The sequence below is a fragment of the Proteus sp. PR00208 genome (genome assembly GCF_016238545.1).
Lineage (GTDB): Bacteria > Pseudomonadota > Gammaproteobacteria > Enterobacterales > Enterobacteriaceae > Proteus.
On sequence record NZ_JAEHQE010000025.1, the window covers coordinates 15,867 to 37,920 of the forward strand.

The window sequence follows — 22,054 nt, forward strand, 5'->3', positions numbered from 1 at the left end:
TATAAAGAATAACACCAATCACTATAATGTCACTGTGGGGATAAAATCAGCCCTCAAAAATACAAAAAATAAAATATCACTTCCAAATACATTCATTAAATTTATAATAACCGCATCAAATAAGAATACATCTCATTAATAACATATTATTCTTTATTAAATTATAGACAATACTTTCTTATAGTATTATTTTAATAATTAAAATAATTTTTAATTATGATTTTTCTCTTCACATTTTTATTAACAATTAAGCTGACTCATTTCAGCCTTACTCACTGTCTTTATTAAAAAATTTAACTTTCTCCTATTTGTTAATAAATTTATCACCATTGTATTATTTCATGCACCATGAAAAAGAGGTATGAAATAAACATGACATTGGTCACGCTACCTTTTGCTTTTTGTCCTCTAGAATAAAGCCTGATTATTTTTCAACGGAGATTAACGGATGGACAAAAGTAGAAGTCCGATAAAGGTTTTCTTTATTAGTATTCTTGCAGTCCTTTTCTTAATTTTTATTTCACAATATGTCATTGGTAAAAAAGAAATTAAGATTGGCATTGCGGTAATACCTATTTTACCAATGCTATTTGCTGTAATTATTGGTATGTGTATATCTGCTGGATTTACCCGTAAAAAAATTAAAGTATGGGGTAAATTATTCACAGAAAAAGAAGAAGGCTTCTGCGGTAAAATGGTAGGTTTCAGCCTACTTATTTTAGGTACGCAATATGCGGGAATGATTGTTCCTAATATTAAAATGATTTTAAGTGTCGGTATTCCTTTATTTGTTCAGGAACTCGGTAACTTATTGCCAGTATTAATTGCGGTACCATTAGCCATTAAATTTGGATTTGGTCGTCGTGCAATTGGTGCTTGTTCATCTATTAGCCGTGAACCGTCTATCGCTGTTATCCAAGGTAAATTTGGTACAGGCTCTCAAGAATATATTGGTGTATTAGCCATTTATTTATGTGGTTCTGTTATCGGTACTTTATGGTTTAGCGTATTAGGTAGTATTGCTCCACTAACTGGATTACATCCACTTGCTCTTGCAGCAGGCTCTGGTGTGGGTTCTGGTTCAATGTTAAGTGCTGCATCAGGCGCATTAATTAATGGTCTTGATGAAGCATTAGCACAGCAAGTATTAAGTGTTGCCGCTGCATCTAATTTATTATCTTCCGCATTAGGCGCACTGTCATTAACCTATTTAGGTTTACCTCTTTCAGAAAAAATTTATAAAATTTTCACCAGAGGCAAAACTGCATGAAAAATATAATTATTGATATGAAGTTTGTATTCGTTGCTATTTTACTGGCAATGTTTACTCAAACATTAACATCAGGGATCGCTCTTTATGCAATGTGGGATAGCTTTATTGCTATGTCATTAGTGGTATTTATTTCACTCGTTGCAAAACATTATTTACCTTCATCTTTACCCACATTTGCTTATGCAACAATTATCGGGATCCTTATTTGTTTACCCGAAACTCCGGTAAGAGATTTCTTTATTAGTTCTATTGGTAAAGTTTCTTTCTTATCTTGTTGTGTTCCTTTATTAGCATTTGCGGGTTTATCTGTTGGTGGTCAATTAGAAGAACTTAAGAAAATGTCATGGAAAGTTATTCTTATTTTCATGATTGTTTCAACTTGTTGTTTCTTTGGAGCATCAATCGTCGCGCAAATTGGATTTAGTATCCAGGGAGTTATCTAATGAATAATATTTATAATGTCAGTGAAAAACTCTTTCAATTAAATGACTTTAGTAAAAAAACACGACAAGACCTGCACAAAATACCTGAGCTATCAGGTGAAGAATATAAAACATCTAAATACTGTCGTGAATTAATGGAAAGTTTTGGTTATAAAATTAAAACTTTTGATGGATATACTGGTTTCACAGCAGACTTAATTGTTAATTCTGAATTTCCATTAATTGCTATCCGTGCTGATATGGACGGACTAGAAATGCCAGACTTAACCAATAATGAACACAGTTCAGTTCACCAAGGTTGTGCACATAACTGTGGCCACGATACCCATATGACCATGGCATTAACCAGTGCTAAGTATCTTGCCGAAAATAAAGAAGAGATGACGTCAAATGTCCGCTTTATTTTCCAAATGGCGGAAGAAGATATGCGTGTACCTGGCGCTGAAAAAATGGTGGAAATGGGTTGTATGGAAGGCGTTGATGAAACATACGCACTTCATAATGATGCCGCTATCGAAACAGGTTGTGTTCGCTTTAATGATGGTGTGATGTCGTCTTATGGTTCAGCATGGACATTAGATGTTTATGGTGTTTCTGCACATGGTTCAACACCACACAAAGGGTTAGATGCCATTCGTGAAGCAACGCGCTTAATTGACTATATGGATTATGTTGTTGCGAAAAAGACAGATCCATTTAGCCCTGCGGTATTTGGTTGTGGCATGATCAATGGGGGAACAATCCCTAATGCATTAGCTGATCACGTACAAGCGCGCGGTACTATCCGTTCTATGGATGAAAATACCGATCAAATACTGAAAGCCAGCTTCGACGAAATTGTTGCCCGCAGTACGGCTGGTGGATTTAAAACCACATTAAGCTATAGTGGATACCCAGCTGTTGTGAATCATCCAACTGCACATCAGCGTTTATTAGATGCGATGCGTAAATTCTTACCAGAAGAGAATATTGAATCAAACGGTAAGCCAATGACAGGCAGTGAAGACTTTAGCTATATGGTTAATGCCACAAAAGGTAAGGTCGGTGCCATGTTCTTCTTAGGAAGTGGTAACCAAGCGAAAGGGATTAATAATTACCTTCACGCCAATCCTTATTTTGTCGATGATGATTGTTTATTAGTGGGTGCTCAGATTTTTGTGAATATTCTGACTCGCTAATCTTTCTCTTGTTCTGCCTAAGCCCGTTATTGCCCCCGCAAAACGGGCTTTATTATTACTTTTATTCTGTCGCGATATTATTAATATTCACAGAACGCAAATCAGGCAATCCCTGATAGACCTCTTTACTGTGCCATTGTGTTTCCCACTGCTCTGGCATCTGAATAATATTTCTATCAATATGGGGGGCATAGAGAGAAATAAACTCATGCATATAATCTTTCATATGGGTATGTTTACTGACACAAATATGGGTATAACTCGGTTGCACTAAATGATCGATATTAATACATTTTAGTGCGCCACCATCTTCTGTCTCATCATATGAAGCAGCTGCAATAACGCCGATACCTAAATGTCGCTTAACATAGTATTTAATAATCTCTGTATCCGTCGCAGTTAACGCCACATTAGGCTTAAGATTATTTTTATAAAATACCTTGTCTAATTTAGATCCTCTTGTAAAACCAAAAACATAAGTAATCAGTGGATACTCCGCCATCTGCTCGATGGTAACCAGCTCATCGTCTTTCAATAAAGCAAGAGGGTGGTCATAAGGGACTAATAAACTACGAGTCCAGCGGTAACAAGGCAGTGTAATTAGATCTTCATAAAGGTGCATAGATTCTGTGGCAATCGCAAAATCCACATCACCATTTTTAACCATTTCCGCTAATTGAGCTGGTGCGCCTTGATGAAAATGTAGAGAAATATTGGGGTAATAGCGACGAAAGTGATCAATCACATTCGGCAATGAATAACGAATTTGCGTATGCGTTGTCGCAATATGTAAATCGACTTTTTTATTACGATCTTCTTCCGCCACAATGCTTTTGATTCGGTCAACTTGCCCAAGAATATCACAAGCAATTTTATGGACTTCTTTACCCATCGGGCTTAATGCTAATAAGTTATTATTTTTACGAACAAACAGCGATACACTTAATTCATCTTCTAATATCTTTAGTTGCTTGCTGATTGTCGGTTGTGAGGTATAAAGTTTTTCAGCCGCATTAGTAATGTTGAAATTATTTTTCACGACTTCAACAAAGCTTTTCAGTTGATTAATGTTCATAGAGGTACCTGGGTTAATTTGCACAAATGCGCGGTTAATTATTAAATTTATAAGTTGTTATTCTAAATATGGGGAATGACGAGGCTATCTTTAATATCTCTGCCATGATATCCCGTCATACTATCTTGATGTAATCAATAATAAGAATAGCGAGATCTATTCTATTATCCACATTTTCATCTTCACTATTCGAAAGAATAATAAAGTAAAATAAGGCGTTATTATTTTCTATTTACCTTTCGGTATTTGTATTATGCATAATGCTCATATAAATGCGTTAGCCTGTATCAAAAAACACAACAAATTAGATTAACCAATTGTTATTTATGATAAAAATCGATCTTATTTTTTGATTTTTCTTTTCGATATTTTAAGTTTACTTAACGTAAATTTAAAACCTCTCACACTACAAATTTTACACAAAAGCAGAATTACGTTATGATAACGATCACATTTTAATACTAGAGGCTATGTTTTGTTATATCAAAACGACAAAGAAAACTTCCTAAAATCTTATTTAATCTCATCTATACTTAATAAATATTCTCTTATCTATTAGCTTAATACCACTATTTAAAATAGGTAGAAGTAAGCTGTTTTTTAGTGAATTTTTATTACTCACTCTTCTCGCTATCAAATAGTCACTTCATTTCTTTTAATTAATTGAATAACAAGAAATTACGAATACCTTAATAAAAGGTCACTTAATATGAAAATGAAGAAGAAAAGAAACAAACCATTACAAATCAATGATATAACAATTATTGATGATAGTAAGCTGAAAAAAGCCATTACCGCCGCGGCATTAGGTAATGCCATGGAATGGTTCGACTTCGGTGTCTACGGCTTTCTCGCTTATGTTTTAGGTCAAGTGTTTTTCCCTGGCGCATCTCCAGGTGTGCAGATGATTGCAGCCCTTGCCACATTCTCTGTACCTTTCCTTGTAAGACCATTAGGTGGCATTGTGTTTGGGATGCTAGGGGATAAATTTGGTCGTCAGAAAGTGTTATCTGTCACCATCATTATTATGGCGCTCAGTACGTTTGCCATTGGTCTGATCCCTGCTTATGAAACTATTGGGATCTGGGCTCCCGTTTTATTATTACTCGCTAAATTAGCACAAGGTTTCTCCATTGGTGGTGAATATTCAGGAGCGGCGATTTTCGTTGCTGAATACTCACCAGACCGTAAACGTGGATTTATGGGAAGCTGGTTAGACTTTGGTTCTATTGCTGGTTTTGTTATGGGTGCAGGTGTTGTTGTACTTATTTCTACTATCCTTGGAGAAACAGCATTCCATGAGTGGGGATGGCGTATCCCGTTCTTCTTAGCATTACCATTAGGTCTTATTGGTTTGTATTTACGTCATGCTTTAGAAGAAACGCCTGCATTCCAACAGCATGTTGATGAAATGAACAGCGATGACCGTAAATCTATCGAAAATCCACCGCGTGTTTCATTACGTGAAATCGCCTCAAAATATTGGAAAAGTTTGACCGTCTGCGTGGGTTTAGTGATTGCCACTAACGTCACCTACTATATGTTATTAACGTATATGCCGAGTTATTTATCCCATAACTTAAACTATTCGGCAGATCACGGTGTTTTGATTATTATCGCGATTATGATAGGGATGTTATTTGTACAGCCTGTGATCGGCTTACTCAGTGATAAAATTGGCCGTAAACCGTTTGTTATCGGTGGTAGTATTGGGTTGTTTATTCTTGCTTACCCTGCGTTTATGATGATTAACAGTGATGAAATCGGTTTAATTTTCTTAGGATTATTAATTCTTGCGGTTCTACTCAACTGTTTTACTGGGGTAATGGCGTCTATTTTACCTGCCATATTCCCAACACATATTCGTTATAGTGCATTAGCTATTGCATTTAATATTTCTGTATTAGTGGCAGGTGCAACACCAACGGCAGCGGCATGGTTAGTTGAAGCAACTGGTGACTTATATATGCCTGCTTATTATCTGATGATTGTTGCCGTTGTCGGTTTGATCACAGGGATTAAGATGATTGAAACCGCAAATAAACCTTTACGAGGTGCAACACCTGCGGCATCAGATAGATCAGAGGCAAAAGAAATTCTGTCTGAGCATTATGATAATATCGAGCAACGTGTTGAAGATATTGAAGCTGAAATTGAGGCATTACAGAAAAAACGCCAAGCGCTTATCGATCAACATCCTAAATTAGATTAAGAGAGGTCACATGCACCCGTCTTCTGTTCATTTGGTCTGGTTTCGTAATGATTTAAGAGTGACGGATAACAAAGCACTCTTTAACGCTTGCCAAGATAAACAAGCACAGGTGCATGCTCTTTTCACCGTAACGCCTGAACAATGGAAAGCCCACAATATGGCTTTGTCATGTCAGGCGTTCATTCATAATGCTTTGCTGGATCTTTCAATATCACTGGCAAAACTCAATATTCCACTGACAATCGTGATTAGCGATACTTATTCAAATGCAGCCGATAAAGTGGCTGAGTATTGCCAACAGCATCAAGCCACCGCCCTTTTTTTCAATCACCAATATGCCTTTAATGAACAACGCCGTGATGAAAAAGTCACTGAGTTACTGAAGAATAAGACAACCGTTTATGCTTATCATGACAATGTGTTTATTCCACCAGGTAATGTAGTCACCCAACAAGGGGAGATGTATAAGGTTTTTACTCCCTTTAGAAATGCATTCCTTCGGCTCTTTTTTTCACAAAATAACGCTTCGTTACCTATCCCAGAGATCAGGACACATCAAAAAGCGGTATCACCTTTAAAAGCTCCGCTATTTTCACTTGAAAATACAAGCTTGTCCTCTTTTATCTCTACTGAAGAAGAGGCACTTAAACGCTTAAAGCAATTCTGTTATGAAAGCGTCCCACATTATGCAAAATGGCGAGACATTCCCGCAGTTGATGGTACAAGTCGATTATCCCCCTATCTTTCGATTGGATTACTGTCTATTCGACAATGTTTTAATCGCCTTTATCAAACTGAACCTGATTTCTTAGAAAACAGCACATCAGGTGCATTTGTTTGGTTTAATGAACTTGTTTGGCGAGAGTTTTACCAACACTTAATTGTGGCAAATCCCAATTTATGCAAACACATTGCTTTTCAGCTTTGGACAGAAAAAATCAATTGGCGTAATAATCAAGATGAATTTAATGCTTGGACTCAAGGCTCAACGGGTTTCCCTATTATTGATGCTGCGATGCGACAGCTTAACCAAACAGGTTGGATGCATAACCGCTTACGTATGCTCACGGCGAGCTTTCTTATCAAAGACTTGTTAATTGATTGGCGTTGGGGTGAGCGTTATTTTATGTCACAACTGATTGATGGTGATTTCGCATCAAATAATGGGGGTTGGCAGTGGGCCGCATCAACAGGAACTGATGCCGTACCTTATTTTCGAATTTTTAATCCTACCACTCAAGGTCGTAAGTTCGATCCTGATGGTGAATTTATCCGCCATTGGCTTCCTGAACTCGCCAATGTGCCGAGTCGATATATTCATACGCCTCACGAATGGGCAGCAAAAACCAATAATTCTCTCGATTACCCATTACCCATAGTTGATCACGCAAAAGCACGAATAAGAGCTATTGAGTCTTATGAAGAAGCAAAAAAATAAAACCAATATCAGAGATAAGAGATAAAAAACAAAAAACAGCGCTATCATTACGCGCTGTTTTTATTTCTAAATACTGATGCCTCTAGCCTGTATTACGCATACCTGCCGCAATACCTGCAATAGTGACCATTAGTGCCTGTTCAATACGAGGATCCGACTCACTATGTGTACGAGAACGCTGTAATAACTCGGCCTGAAGTACGTTTAATGGATCAGTATAGACATTACGTAGTGCGATAGATTCTGCAACCCAAGGTAAATCTGCCATTAAGTGCTCATCTTTTGAAATCGCCAAAACACTCTTAATATCATCAGAAAGTTGCTGACGTAATTTAGCTCCTAGTGGCCATAAACGCTCTTCAACTAAACGTTGATCGTAATATTCCGCTAACCATAAATCCGCTTTAGCATAGACCATTTCCAACATCGCAATACGTGTATTAAAGAACGGCCAGTTCTCACACATATCGTCTAATACCGCTTGTTTCCCGCTATCAATTTCATGTTGTAATGCGGCACCAGCGCCCAACCAAGCAGGTAACATTAAGCGGTTTTGAGTCCATGCGAAGATCCACGGAATAGCACGCAAGGTTTCGACACCACCAGTAGGACGACGTTTTGCAGGACGAGAGCCTAATGGTAGTTTACCCAACTCGCCTTCTGGAGTTGCCGCTCTAAAGTAAGGAACAAAGTCTTCTTGCCCTCGCACATAGTCACGATACATTGCACAAGAAACGTCAGACAAAGAATCCATGACCTCAATCCAAGGTGCTTTTGGCTCTGGTGGTGGCAATAAATTGGCTTCTAAAATTGCACCAGCATAGTGAGCAAGACTGCTGATTGTGACTTGTGGTAATCCGAACTTAAAGCGGATCATTTCACCTTGTTCTGTCACACGCAGACCGCCTTTTAAACTTCCTGGTGGTTGAGAAAGTAAAGCTGCATGTGCTGGCGCGCCACCACGACCAATCGTACCGCCACGTCCATGGAATAGTGTTAATGTTACGCCTGATTTTTCACAGAGTTTGATTAATGCATCTTGAGCACGATATTGCGCCCATGATGCCGCCATCACACCCGCATCTTTTGCTGAGTCTGAATAGCCAATCATCACCATTTGTTTGTCATCAATTAGATCACGATACCAAGGGATATTAAACAAACGGGTCATTACGCTTTCAGCGTTATTTAAGTCTTCAAGCGTTTCAAATAAAGGAGCAACAGGTAAACGAATATTCGCACCAGCTTCTTTCAGTAATAGTTTTACCGCTAATACATCAGAAGGCACTTTTGCCATTGAAATCACATAAGAGGCAATAGAATCTTTAGGTGATTGTGCAATGACACGACAAGTCTCAAATACTTCTTGAGTCGCTGCGCTTGGTTGCCAATTTGTCGGGATCAATGGGCGTTTAGAATTTAATTCTTCAAGTAAGAAAGTTTGTTTTTGCTCTTCAGACCAATTTGCATAATCACCAAGCTCTAAATATTGTGTTAATTCAGAGAGTGCTTCAGTGTGATTGGTGCTTTCTTGGCGAATATCCAGTTTCACCAGTTGTAAGCCAAAACAACGAATACGGCGTAATGTATCTAACAGTTGCCCATTGGCAATAATACGCATACCACATTGAGTTAATGATTGATAACACGCGTATAACGGCTCCCAAAGTTCTTCATTATCAATCAATAAGCCTTCTGGCGGTAACGATTGTAGCCCTTTAATGCGTTGCTCTAGATAATCGCGAGTCACTTGTAAGCGTGTACGCAATTGTTTAGCAATTTCACGATAAGGCTCTGCAACTTCAGCACCACCCGCTAATTCACGCAGTTCAGGTGTACTTTCTGTCATTGAAAGTTCTGAAACAAGGACTTGAATATCATTTAAGAATAAATCAGCGGCTTTCCAACGGCTTAATAGTAAAGCATGGCGTGTGATTTCAGCCGTCACATTTGGGTTACCATCACGATCTCCACCCATCCATGAGGTAAAACGAATAGGAGAAGCTTCTACTGGTAAGTTGTAATCAATGGACTCTCTAAGCTGCTCATTAAATTCACGTAAAAAAGCAGGAACACCTTCCCATAAGCTATTTTCAACAACCGCAAAGCCCCATTTTGCTTCATCAATTGGTGTTGGGCGAATTTTTCTAATTTCGTCAGTATGCCATGATTGAGCCACTAACTGACGCAGACGGCGCATAATATTAGTACGCTCGTAATCCGCTAAATCATCGTGGTCGAGTTGAGATAAGCAGGTATTTACTTCAACTAATTTATGAATAAGTGTGCGACGTGCAATTTCGGTTGGGTGTGCCGTTAATACCAGCTCAATAGAGATTTGCTCTACGGCTTCTTTTAATTGCTCGTCGGTAAAATTCTTATCTTTTAGTCGGGTGATCAGTTTTGCCAATGCCACAGGATTGCTAGCCGCTTCGCCATGAGGCGAAATGCTATGGTATTGTTCTGCCACGTTCGTCAGGTTTAAGAATTGATTAAATGCTCTAGCAACAGGCAATAATTCATCATTAGAGAGATTTTGTAACGTCAACAACAGTTTTTGTCGCTGAACTTCATTACCTGCTCGTGACGATTTAGATAATTTTCGAATAGATTCAACCTTATCTAAAATTTCTTCACCGAGTGCTTCTTTTATCGTATCTCCAAGTAGCTTGCCAAGCATACTGACATTGCTACGCATAGCAGAATATTGTTGATTCATAAGACTCCTGACCTTGTCTTTGTGGCGGTAACAACATGCTTCTTCCTATTAGAAAAGTCATGTCCTCCCAGTTGTGTAATTAACTTTCATTTCTGATGTGACTTTATTTTGATTTTTGTGATAAGCCACACTGCTTTTTTTACTTAGCCTACTATTCATATCAGAAAATAATCGGTTTGGGGGATTTTTCTGAAATTTAATTACGGCTTTAGTGTTATAAGAATGGCTAATATTCATGTTGTTTTGGCTCAATTTTGCCAAAAATAAGGACATATTTTTGTTTCTTATCGACTAAGAAGCGTTTTTTACTAGAAAGGGCAAGATACGTGAGGGTTTATCTGGCGGTAAATTTAGATGATTTTTTTTAATATTGATAAATTGTCTGGTCTATTTTTTGATTCTTAGCTTATTTCACCGATGGGCTATAACTCATGTCTCTATTTTATTCCTTATTTTTCTTCTCTTTTACATTTTTACTCGATTAAATTTTCCGATTAAAATTTTCATAAGATAAAAACGAATAAAGCGCTGAATATCAGCGCTTTAAATTAAGAATAACGAATTGTTCTTTCAGTAAGTTAAGTTGTCTGTTGTAAAACATGTGGTTAATCGAATTGTACTTTAAATAACGTTCTAACACGTTGTAACCATACTTCCACTTCAACTTCCACTCAAGATGCTTAAATTTCACATCATGAGCTACTGACAAAAGTTCTCTTTAGCTTGATGGTTCACCTCCGTCATTTCATTTCTTAGTGGGACAATCTGTCTTACTACCTTTGACATCAATCGCTCCTTTGTGACTAGAGATAAATTAAGTATAGCCAAAGAAATTAAAAAAATTGGGTGATATGACACAAAAATGACAAAAGGTTATCAGCAGAAAATAACCCGCTGATAACCTTTATAAAAAAGAAATAATTAAATTACAGTAATTGAGAAAGACGGTTTAAATCTGACTGAATTGCGCCTGCGGTCACATCTCTGCCAGCTCCCGGCCCTCTGATCACAAGCGGATTATCACGATACCAACGACTTTCAATCGCAAATAAATTATCCCCTGGTAATAGCGAAGCGAGGGGATGATCTTTTCTCACGGCTTCAACACCGACTTTAGCTTTACCATTAGCATCAAAACGGGCGATATAACGTAATACCATGTCCATTTCATTTGCAGCAGCTAATCGTTGTGCCATTTGTTCATTAATCAGCGCACTGTTATCAAAAAATTCTTCTAGCGAACCAATTTCAGCTTGCACAGGTACTAAAGATTCAACACGTACCTGCTCTGGCTCGATGTCATAACCCGCTTCACGAGCAAGAATAACCAGTTTACGCATCACATCTTGCCCTGATAAATCAATTCGTGGATCAGGCTCTGTTAATCCTTGTTGCCAAGCTTGTTCCACCAGCTCACTGAAAGGAACTGTGCCATCAAATTGCAAAAATAACCAAGAAAGTGTGCCAGAGAAAATACCGCTAATGGATAAAATAGTGTCACCACTTTCACGCAGATCACGCACCGTATGATTAATGGGTAAACCCGCACCCACTGTAGCGTTATATAACCAATGACGACCTGTTTTAGAAAACGCATCTCGTGTGGCACGATAGCGCACACCTGAAGCCGAGCCAGCAATCTTATTTGCACTGATAACATGAAAACCGTAGCTAGCAAAATCTTCATAAGAAGCGGCAAGAGACTCATTGGCAGTAATATCAACTACCACTAAATCATCATAAGGATGTGCTCTCATCCAAAGATAGAGTGACTCTTCCGTATGTTCAGTTGCTTCGTCATCAAAGAATGCCAAAGCACGACTAGGATTAATCCCTTGGTAGTCCAGCAAACTGCGACGGCTATCGACCACGCCCGCAAGGATAAATTCAAAATCACTGCGTGCTGATAAAGGCTCTTGTTCTCGAGCAAACAATTCTAACCAACGTGAACCAATATTCCCTTTACCAAACAGCACTAAACCAATTTGTTTTTCAGCTCTAAATAACGTTTGATGCAAACCTTGCAACAAATGCTCAGTATAATTACGTAATACCGCAACTAAACTGATGTTATCTTCCGCATGCCAAATAAATTCAACTGGTTGGTCTTTAAGTTGTTGATAAAAACGATGACAATGCAGAGGATTTTTACAAACACCCGCCCCCACTAAAGCCACTAATGAGAAGCCTTCTCGTAAATGTAATTTACCTGGTAAAACTGCATCTTGTAGCACGTCCAATGCACTATTAGCCACTTCACTGGTATAGCAAAGTTGTAAAAGTTGACTGTCTTTATCCACACCAGTAGCTAAAGGACGAATTTGTGCACGCTTAAGTAATTCATCAACCTCTTTCGCCACTTGTTCGAAATTTTGATGTGATGGAAGTTGGAGCTCAATCAAACAAACATCATCATGGCTAGTCACTATTTTAGCGCCCGTTCCTGATGCCAACACACGTTCTATACGTGTTGATCCTTGCTCTGGTTGATAGCTACAACGAAGTTGTAAATCAATATTACTGCCTGAAACGGGTTGAAGTGTACGCGTATGTAAAACTGGGGCGGCTAATCGAGCCAATTCACTCGCTTCATCTAAACGCAACAAGGGTAATAAACAAGCATCTTTTACTTTGCGAGGATCTGCACTATAAACGCCCGCAACATCACTCCAAATTGTGACTTTACCAACATCGGCTAAAGCCCCAACTTGTGTTGCAGAGTAGTCACTACCGTTACGACCTAATAAGACCGTTTCACCTTGTTGATTGCGACTAATAAAACCCGTTACAACAAAACGGCTTTCAGGATGTTTAGCTAAGAGTGCTTGAAGTAATGGGCGAGATAACGTTTCGTTGACTTGTGGCTGAGCCGCCCTTTCAGCACACAAGAACTCACGCGCATCTAACCACACACTAGGTAAACCTTGCTCTGTAAGCAAATTCGCCATTAATCTTGCAGACCAAATTTCACCGTGGCCGACAACTTCCGCATAAGTTGCGTCTGTAATAGGTTTATCTAACAAATAACTTAAGCGTTCAAGATCAGCAATAAAGGCTTGAGAAAGTAATTCTGCATTCTCTTTTGAAAGTAACCCTTCAATTAAAGATAACTGGTAACGGCGCAACGTTTGCTGAACTTGATGGGCAGAAATACGATCACTTTGGCTAAGTTTCAGCCAGCTAATCAACTGATTCGTCGTGGAGCCCGCCGCAGAAACCACCATTAGGTCATTAGGTTGGCTATAGTTCGTCATGATATTCACGACACGTTGATAACATTTTATGTCCGCAAGACTGCTACCACCGAATTTATGTAACTGACGGCAAATCGGCTCCGCCTGTTGTTTAATCGCCACTACGCTCATGATCCATGGTTACCTTTTAGTTGCTGCATCAAACGCACTTTGCAAATCATTGATTAAATCCTGGCTATCTTCAATACCCACCGAGATACGAAGTAATGAGGGGCTGATCCCTGCTGTTTTTTTCGCTTCTTCTGACATACCTGCATGTGTCATGGTGGCAGGGTGACAAATTAAGGTTTCTACCCCACCTAAAGATTCTGCCAGTGTAAAGAGTGTTAATTGAGATAAAAAGAGTTTAATCACATCCAATCCCCCTTTTAACTCAAAACTTAACATTGCACCGAAACCTTGTTGCTGTTTTTTTGCTATTTGATGACCAACATGATTTTCCAGTGCGGGGTAATACATTTTTTCGACTAATGGCTGTGCTTGTAAAAACGCCACTAATGCCTGTGCATTTTCTTGCTGAAGTCGAATTCGAGGAACTAATGTTCTTATGCCTCGTAATAATAAATAGCTATCAAATGCGCCAGATGTGACGCCAATATTATTCGCCCACCAGCTTAGCTCCTCAAGCTGTTTCTGACACTGACAGATAACAACACCAGCGACAATATCTGAGTGTCCATTAAGATATTTTGTGCATGAGTGCACAACAATATCAGCGCCTAATGCTAACGGCTTTTGCAAGACAGGGCTCATAAAGGTGTTATCAGCAACCACTAAAGCACCTTGTTGATGAGCAAGTTCACTGATTTTTTGAATATCCGTTATTCTTAAAAGAGGATTACTTGGTGTTTCGATAAAAACAATTTTAGGCTGATGCGCTAAAGCTTGCTTAAGTGCAATATCATCATTTTGATCAACGAAAATCACACGGTAAGCACCACGCTCTTGTTGGCTGTTAAAAAGGCGATAGCTTCCTCCATAACAATCATGAGGCGCAACAATCACATCGCCAGGTTTTAGAAAAACCGTACAAATTAAATGAATAGCTGACATTCCACTGCTAGTGACAACTGCCCCCACTCCACCTTCTAGCTCGGCTAATGCCTTTTGCACCATATCGCGTGTTGGATTACCTCGACGAGAATAATCATGAGCACGAGGCTGATTAAACTCTAAAAAATTATAGGTACTAGAAAGATAGATAGGCGGTACGACACAACCAAATTGAGTGTCTTCATTTAGCCCATTATGGATAGCAATTGTTGCTGTTTTCTTCGTCATACAGGCACCTTGTCACAGCGATAAGTGGAAACGTCGAATGACAGCATATCCAATTAGACACCAAGACGTCAACACATCTAGCCATCTAAACTACTTTACGGATAGATTAAGTAATGGAATAATACACAGATTAAGAATATCGCCAGTGACTGTTACTTTTTCTCTCACCTTCAGCCAGAAGAGTCGGTGGTTTTAGAAAAGTCATGATAAACTGGTATTGCCCATCAGAATGTGGGTTAACCCTATTCTGACTTCAACTAAATGATATTAATTAAGGTAATCCATGGCTGAATGGAACGGTGAATATATCAGCCCTTACGCTGAGCATGGCAAAAAGAGTGAGCAAGTTAAAAAAATTACAGTTTCAATTCCATTGAAAGTGCTAAAAATTTTGACCGATGAACGCACTCGCCGTCAGGTTAATAACCTAAAACATGCAACCAATAGTGAATTATTGTGTGAAGCATTTTTGCACGCATTTACCGGACAGCCTCTCCCAAATGATGAAGACTTACGTAAAGAACGTAACGATGAAATCCCTGAAGAGGCAAAAGAAATAATGCGCCAGCGCGGGGTTGATCCCGATACTTGGGAGTATTAATCAGCGTCAGTTTTTGACTTATTGCTTGATTAACACGAACAAAAAAGCCCAAAGCAAAAACTTTGGGCTTCAGATTATGCCCCCCTAGCTTTTAGCGAGAGGGGGTTCTTTCGGTATGTATCGAAGATTGTTCTCATCAACCGCATGCACAAAATCCAGCAACACATCATCTTAAATTAATTTTTTTAGGTCTATTTGTCATCACCCTAGACGAGATATACGCGAACTTGCTTCATCAAGATGACTACGTAACGCTTTAAGGCATGGAGAAAAATTGTCAGAAAAACAATTACAGCTCTCAGCTAAAGTATAAAACTGCTCGGCCAACTCTAAACATTCCTGCCAGATTTCACAGCTGATCCCATCAAGTAATGTCACTGGACGAAGTGTATTGACTATTTCACCACCAGACTTAGGCGCAAATCCCATTGGTAAAATATCGTAGGCGGGTGAAAGCTCATATGGGCGGCCATGTCTACTGATAAACGACAAATTGCCATGATGCATATCAGTATTTCCAATCAACATACCAAATGCCCAACGGCGTGCCGTGCTAATCGCAGCCTCTGAATGAACTCGTTTTTGCTTAATTAGCTCATTAACTAATACTGGCCAAGGCTCCCTTGCCCGTCCTATAAACTCAGCATCTAGTGCTTGTAAAGAAAAAAGACCTATACGACCTAGTGGGCCTACACGATCAAATCGTGGGATTTCGAGGAAGCGTTGCCCTTCAAAATCAAATACCTCTGTTTCAACTCCAAGTACTTTTAATGCCAGATGCTCAGCTTGAAGCAGATCACGCCAACGCTCACTAACAGCATTATCGTCAGGCGCCGTAAATTTTACGATAACATGACCTTTCTCTGTATAGGTGCAGAATTTGGGTTGCTCCCCACCAGCGGATGAACCAGGATCCTCTCCCGAACTAACAGCTCGTGCTAATGTGGGATAAGTTTTATCACGCTCAACAATTTCTGGTGTCTGCATACCCAAAAATTGATCTCTTGCCTGCTCTCCTATTAGGAGATTTCCCACTGCATCATGTCCATGAGTCAGTAATGCTCTGATTATATCGGTATCAGACCAACGATCTGGGTTTTGGGGCAAACCAAGCTCAGCCGAATAGGCTGAAGCATATGCTCTCCCAAGATATCCTTGGGGACGCATATCCAATAACCACCATGGCAAACCTTCACTATGTCGGTTCACATTGTCTATCCGCTCCATGACGAAACCTTCTGGGAAAACTGGCGTCAATTTACCTAGCGGCTTGACCTTACCTTCTTCATTTATCCGATAAATAGGAACTGAATTAAACCCACGGGAACTATCGCGTAAAGCATATTGAATAGAAGATCCTGAACCAATTCGCACAATATCATCACTTAGCGCGTTTAATGCCCGTGACAATGTTGGCTGGCTAATATTCATAATATCAGTAAGTTGTCTTGCTGACCTAGGTTTATTACGTAGTATTTGCCGTATCAATTCAGAGCGTATTGTCATGATATTAATTGCTTTATGAATAGGTAAGTGAATAGATAATTTATCAGTTGTGATCTGGCTTGTCACTACCAAAAACGTTATCTAAAAAGAGAGGACTTTGCCCATAAAAAAAGCCCAAAGCAAAAACTTTGGGCTTTTCTTCAATTCCGAACTGTCTGCAAGATGCCAGACTAAGCTGACATCTTGTGACAACAAATATCTTATTTGCTGCCTGGAATTTTGAAGCGTTTGTTGAACAGATCAACACGACCACCAGTTGCAACATCACGTTGTTTACCAGTATAGAATGGGTGGCATTTGTCACAAACGTCCAGATTCAGGTTATGACCTGCAGTGGAGTTGATTTTCATAACGTTACCGCAAGAACAAGATGCAGTAATTTCTTCGTATTTAGGATGGATATCTTTTTGCATGGAAAACCTCTACTAAGGCCGTGTCGCCATTCAGCCCACAGCCGAACACCACACGTCGTGTTGATTGAAATTAAGTGTTTGGTAATTTATCTACCAAAGGGGGCGGATCATACAGAATATCCGCTAAACGCGCAATGAAATCTGCACACTTTTTGTGATATTCTTAGTGTCATCTTTTCGCTAAAACTCTCGGAAACCCTGATATGACTATAGTTCAGGTAATTTTACCTGTACCACTATTCTCCTCTTTTGATTACCTGTTACCAGAAGGGATTGATGCGCCTGTTATCGGCAGTCGGGTGATCGTGCCTTTTGGTAATAAACGCCGCTCTCTTGGTATTGTCAAAGGACTCAGTACACACAGTGAGTTTCCTATCGAAAAGCTAAAGCCAATTGATGAGATCCTTGATAGCGAAACACTCTTTCCGGGTGTTTTGTGGGATATGTTAAATTGGGCATCGGCTTATTATCACTATCCTTTAGGGGAAGTGCTATTTCATGCTATGCCGATTTTATTACGACAAGGAAAACCCGCAGAATTCACACCATTATGGCAATGGTATGCTACTGAAGAGGGGATTAATCTCGATCTCAATAGTTTAAAAGGTGCGAAAAAACAGCAACAAGCATTAGCTGCCCTTCGCCGTACACCTTTATATCGCCATCAACTTGATGAATTTGAAATCACAACTGCAACACTTAATAACTTAAAAAAGAAAGAGTTTGCAGACCTTCGCCCTATTCAACCAGCTCCTATACACTGGCACAATGATCTTGCGGTTCAAGGCGAACGTTTTAAGTTAAACACAGAACAAGCTATTGCAGTAGGTGCAATCACCGCGCAGGCTGACCAGTTCTCACCTTGGTTATTATTGGGTATTACAGGTTCAGGAAAAACGGAAGTTTATTTAAGTGTATTAGAAAAAATTCTCGCGCAAGGTAAACAAGCACTGGTACTGGTGCCTGAAATTGGTTTAACACCCCAAACAATCCGCCATTTTAAAGCACGCTTTAATGCCCCTGTTGATGTGCTTCATTCAGGATTAAATGATACTGAACGCTTAGCCGTTTGGTTACGAGCAAAACGAGGTGATAACGCCATTATTATTGGCACACGATCGGCACTTCTAACCCCTTTTCAGCATCTTGGCATTATTATTATCGATGAAGAGCATGATGGCTCTTATAAACAACAAGATGGTTGGCGTTACCATGCTCGTGATCTCGCCGTTTTCCGAGCAAAGCAAGAAAACATTCCTATCGTGATGGGAACCGCAACCCCATCAATTGAAACTAGTTTTAATGTTGAGCAAAAGAAATATCAACAACTCACGCTGACTCAACGTGCAGGCAATGCAAAACCCGCAACAGAGCATTTAATTGATTTAAAAGGGCAACCGCTGACAACAGGGTTGTCTCCAATTCTGATTAAAGCAATAAAAGAGCACCTTAATGCAGGTAACCAAGTAATGCTCTTTTTAAATCGCCGAGGATTTTCACCTGCATTGTTATGCCATGAATGTGGTTGGATAGCAGAATGCCCTCGCTGCGATCACTATTATACGATCCACCAAAAACATGGCATGTTACGTTGCCATCAATGTGATAGTCAGCGACGAATTCCAGCACAATGTCCACAATGTGGTTCAACTAATTTAATCCCCGTAGGATTAGGAACCGAACAACTTGAGCAAGGGATTGGTGAATTATTTCCTGATACACCAGTGACGCGAATTGATAAAGATACAACAAGTCGCAAAGGTGCTTTAGAGCAACAACTGGAAGATATTTATCAGGGTGGCTCACGCATTCTTATTGGTACACAGATGCTAGCCAAAGGGCATCACTTTCCTGATGTCACCTTAGTGGCTTTACTTGATGTGGATGGCGCTCTGTTCTCCAGTGATTTTCGTGCAGCCGAACGCTTTGCTCAGCTTTATATACAAGTATCAGGTCGTGCGGGTCGTGCGGGTAAACAAGGCGCGGTGTATTTACAAACTCACCAGCCTGATCACCCTCTTTTGCTGACACTATTAGAAAAAGGTTATGACGCTTTCACTAAAGAAGCTTTGCAAGAGCGACAAGCGACTTTTTTACCGCCTTATTCTAGCCATATTATGATCCGCTCTGAAGATCACAATAATCAGCGTGCGCCTCAGTTCTTACGACAGCTCAAACAGTTTTTTGAACAACACCCAATGCGAGACGCGAATTTATGGGTAATGGGACCCGTTCCAGCAATTCAAGCTAAACGAGGTGGAAATTATCGTTGGCAATTATTGCTCCAGCATCCTTCACGGGGTTATTTACAAAAATTGATGTCTGTCACTTATCCTCAGATTGTCGCCTTACCTGAGAGTAAAAAAGTGAAATGGAATATTGATGTTGACCCAACAGACTGTTAAGGATCTTTCCTGCTCAAATTGGGAATATTTTAGTCAGACTTATGCTGCGGATACAATTTTGCTTGAATACTCGTTACAGCCCGAGATTATTTATCAATTTTGCGAACTACCTCATAAAAACGATTGGTATCACATTTTTTATGCAAACTAGGTAACAGTATCTATTTAAAAAGTGGGTAGAATAACAATTTAGAATATTTCTTGAATTAAAAACCGTCGATAAAATCCTTTTTTGAATATTGGCGGTTTTTTTGCAACAAAAAAGCAATCGTTTAACTAAACCATCCAGAAGGGAGGTATGGGGTTTGCAACAGAATAATAAAGATAATACGCAAGCAACAATGAAAGATGTTGCCCTTGCAGCCGGCGTGTCCACAGCAACTGTGTCACGTACTTTAATGAATCCGGAAAAAGTATCCTCACAAACCCGTCAGAAAGTTGAACAGGCTGTTCTTGATGTGGGCTATTACCCACATAACCTGTCAAAAAACCTTAAGCGTAACGAGTCAAAAACGATCCTTGTGATCGTACCTAACATCAGCGATCCATTTTTTACTGATGTTGTGTGTGGCATCGAAGAAACCGCTGCTCAACATGGTTATCTCGTGTTAATTGGTGATTGTAAACATCAGCAAAAACATGAAAATGCCTTTATTAATCTCATTATCACCAAACAAATTGACGGTATGTTACTTCTTGGCTCACATATCCCTTTTGATGTTTCCAAAGAAGAACAGAAAAATTTACCGCCGATGATCATGGCAAATGAGTTTGCGCCTGAACTCGAATTACCTACCGTGCATATTGATAATCTCACGGCATCTTTTAGAGCAACACACTATTTACAGCAAATGGGTCATAAGCGTATTGCATGTATTACAGGCCCTGAAGATATGCCTTTATGTCGTTATCGCTTGCAAGGCTATATTCAAGCCATGCGTAGAACAGGCGTACCTTTGCGTGAAGATTATATTATCCGTGGTGATTTTACCCATGAAAGCGGTGCAGAAAGTCTGAAAAAGCTGATTTCTTTACCTGAGCCACCAACAGCCGTGTTCTGTCATAGTGATATTATGGCAATTGGCGTTATGTGGCAGGCGAAAAAATTAGGATTAGAGCTCCCTAAAGATCTCTCTGTGATTGGTTTTGATAATCTTGATATCACACGTTATAGCGAACCAGCCCTAACAACAATGGAGCAACCTCGTTATCAAATTGGTCGTGAATCTATGTTGTTATTACTCGACCAACTACAAGGTAGACCTGTTGCACCTGGTTCTCGCTTATTAGATTGTGAGCTAATTATAAGAGAGAGTGTCTGTCGGCTTAAAAGCTAGGCAAAACACACTATGTTAAGTAACATATCGTTTGTGATACCTATTCCTTTAATTATCAGCGAATCGAACTGTGGCACAACGAGACTATGTGGGACGAGGGCAGACATCTGCTCGTCGTAAAAAGACAACGAAAAGTAAAAGCAAAAAGGCTGCTAAAGGGCTGCCTTTAACGACGCTTATTGCGGCAATCGCTATTGTGGCGCTGTTTATCGGCGGCCTCTATTTTATTACACATGATAAAAAAGAAGCCGTAGAAACAACGCCAACCATCACTGGGCAACATCCAGCGAATAGCCTACCGCCAAAACCGCAAGAGCGTTGGCAATATATTAAAGAATTGGAAAATCGTCAGGTCGGTACGCCTTTACAGCCTGAATATCCTTCATCGGGTAGCCAGATTAATCCGAAAGCAACACTTTCGCCTGAGCAGTTACGTTTTTTACAACAAATTGAAGCGGATAAGCGTCAACCTGCTGTTCAACTGCCAGAAGTGCCTTACAATGGTGAAGTACCGCGCTCACAAGTGGTTGTAACACCACCTGCAACAACAACACCTTCTGTTGCACAACAGCCTGTACAAACTCAACCACCGCAAGTACCTGCAATTGTTACACCGCCTAAACCTGCTGTTACTGAAGCAAACTTTTTAGTGCAATGCGGCTCATTTAAAAATACCGAACAAGCTGAATCAGTGAGAGCAACTCTGGCTTTTTCTGGTGTTGAAAGCCGAGTAACGAAAGGAAATGATGGTTGGATCCGCGTCTTATCAGGTCCTTACAGTAAAGAACAAGCCAACTCTGTGAGTAGACAAGCAGCTGGAGCTGGCGTATCAGGTTGTATTCTTCGCTCTTCTGGGGGTTGAAAAATAAATTTTCTCCCCCACCTATAATTCTAATTCACACAACGGGCAGTGCTTTAT

At 39.7% G+C, this 22,054-nt stretch carries 15 protein-coding genes; 9 read left to right on the forward strand and 6 right to left on the reverse strand.

The genetic code is table 11. From position 1 onward, the window contains the following. Positions 1 to 448 precede the first annotated feature (448 nt). The 3 genes from JEP36_RS15365 to JEP36_RS15375 are packed head-to-tail and all read left to right on the forward strand — an operon-like array spanning position 449 to position 2,894. Positions 449 to 1,270 carry a DUF3100 domain-containing protein gene (locus JEP36_RS15365; protein WP_023583450.1) on the forward strand — a complete coding sequence of 274 codons (822 nt, stop codon included), beginning with the start codon at positions 449 to 451 and terminating at the stop codon, positions 1,268 to 1,270. Next, positions 1,267 to 1,716: a hypothetical protein gene (locus tag JEP36_RS15370; RefSeq protein ID WP_109373426.1), complete on the forward strand. Its 450-nt coding sequence runs from the start codon at positions 1,267 to 1,269 to the stop codon at positions 1,714 to 1,716. The genes JEP36_RS15365 and JEP36_RS15370 overlap by 4 nt, the downstream gene beginning before the upstream one ends. After that, positions 1,716 to 2,894, forward strand: coding sequence for a M20 metallopeptidase family protein (locus JEP36_RS15375; protein ID WP_109373425.1), 1,179 nt, complete (start codon positions 1,716 to 1,718; stop codon positions 2,892 to 2,894). The genes JEP36_RS15370 and JEP36_RS15375 overlap by 1 nt, the downstream gene beginning before the upstream one ends. A gap of 61 nt (positions 2,895 to 2,955) precedes the next feature. Here the strand turns inward: JEP36_RS15375 and JEP36_RS15380 are convergent, their stop codons facing one another. Then, positions 2,956 to 3,969 (reverse strand): LysR substrate-binding domain-containing protein, encoded by a 1,014-nt coding sequence (locus tag JEP36_RS15380; RefSeq protein WP_109373424.1) that lies wholly within the window; start codon positions 3,967 to 3,969, stop codon positions 2,956 to 2,958. Between the two features lie 709 nt (positions 3,970 to 4,678). Between JEP36_RS15380 and proP the strand changes: the two genes are divergently transcribed. Together proP and phrB are read left to right on the forward strand one after the other, a co-directional pair. Beyond that, the gene (gene proP / locus JEP36_RS15385) at positions 4,679 to 6,181 is read left to right on the forward strand and encodes a glycine betaine/L-proline transporter ProP (protein WP_198620353.1); all 1,503 of its coding nucleotides are present in this window, start codon (positions 4,679 to 4,681) and stop codon (positions 6,179 to 6,181) included. A gap of 10 nt (positions 6,182 to 6,191) precedes the next feature. Continuing rightward, positions 6,192 to 7,619, forward strand: a complete 1,428-nt coding sequence (gene phrB / locus JEP36_RS15390) for a deoxyribodipyrimidine photo-lyase (RefSeq protein WP_198630430.1) — start codon at positions 6,192 to 6,194, stop codon at positions 7,617 to 7,619. 82 nt (positions 7,620 to 7,701) lie between these two features. Here the strand turns inward: phrB and ppc are convergent, their stop codons facing one another. The 3 genes from ppc to metB all read right to left on the reverse strand — a co-directional run bounded on the left by ppc (position 7,702) and on the right by metB (position 14,873). Continuing rightward, positions 7,702 to 10,338 (reverse strand): phosphoenolpyruvate carboxylase, encoded by a 2,637-nt coding sequence (gene ppc / locus JEP36_RS15395; RefSeq protein ID WP_109373421.1) that lies wholly within the window; start codon positions 10,336 to 10,338, stop codon positions 7,702 to 7,704. 926 nt (positions 10,339 to 11,264) lie between these two features. Further along, a complete protein-coding gene (locus tag JEP36_RS15400; protein WP_198630431.1) occupies positions 11,265 to 13,703 on the reverse strand; it encodes a bifunctional aspartate kinase/homoserine dehydrogenase II in 2,439 nt (812 codons plus the stop codon). A gap of 9 nt (positions 13,704 to 13,712) precedes the next feature. After that, positions 13,713 to 14,873, reverse strand: coding sequence for a cystathionine gamma-synthase (metB, locus tag JEP36_RS15405; RefSeq protein ID WP_198620349.1), 1,161 nt, complete (start codon positions 14,871 to 14,873; stop codon positions 13,713 to 13,715). 283 nt (positions 14,874 to 15,156) lie between these two features. Here metB and metJ point away from each other — a divergent pair, with 283 nt between their 5' ends. After that, entirely contained in the window at positions 15,157 to 15,474 is a 318-nt protein-coding gene (metJ, locus tag JEP36_RS15410) for a met regulon transcriptional regulator MetJ (RefSeq protein ID WP_006534139.1), read from the forward strand. Positions 15,475 to 15,675: 201 nt separating this feature from the next. Here the strand turns inward: metJ and yjjJ are convergent, their stop codons facing one another. Continuing rightward, the gene (gene yjjJ / locus JEP36_RS15415; RefSeq protein ID WP_198630438.1) at positions 15,676 to 16,980 is read right to left on the reverse strand and encodes a type II toxin-antitoxin system HipA family toxin YjjJ; all 1,305 of its coding nucleotides are present in this window, start codon (positions 16,978 to 16,980) and stop codon (positions 15,676 to 15,678) included. A 200-nt stretch (positions 16,981 to 17,180) separates the two neighbouring features. Continuing rightward, positions 17,181 to 17,393, reverse strand: a complete 213-nt coding sequence (gene rpmE / locus JEP36_RS15420) for a 50S ribosomal protein L31 (RefSeq protein ID WP_006534140.1) — start codon at positions 17,391 to 17,393, stop codon at positions 17,181 to 17,183. 203 nt (positions 17,394 to 17,596) lie between these two features. Here rpmE and priA point away from each other — a divergent pair, with 203 nt between their 5' ends. The 3 genes from priA to JEP36_RS15435 all read left to right on the forward strand — a co-directional run bounded on the left by priA (position 17,597) and on the right by JEP36_RS15435 (position 21,997). Further along, positions 17,597 to 19,798: a primosomal protein N' gene (gene priA, locus JEP36_RS15425; protein WP_198630432.1), complete on the forward strand. Its 2,202-nt coding sequence runs from the start codon at positions 17,597 to 17,599 to the stop codon at positions 19,796 to 19,798. Between the two features lie 305 nt (positions 19,799 to 20,103). Further along, a complete protein-coding gene (gene cytR, locus JEP36_RS15430) occupies positions 20,104 to 21,135 on the forward strand; it encodes a DNA-binding transcriptional regulator CytR (RefSeq protein ID WP_100157721.1) in 1,032 nt (343 codons plus the stop codon). A gap of 70 nt (positions 21,136 to 21,205) precedes the next feature. Next, positions 21,206 to 21,997, forward strand: coding sequence for an SPOR domain-containing protein (locus JEP36_RS15435; protein WP_198630433.1), 792 nt, complete (start codon positions 21,206 to 21,208; stop codon positions 21,995 to 21,997). Positions 21,998 to 22,054: the final 57 nt, after the last annotated feature.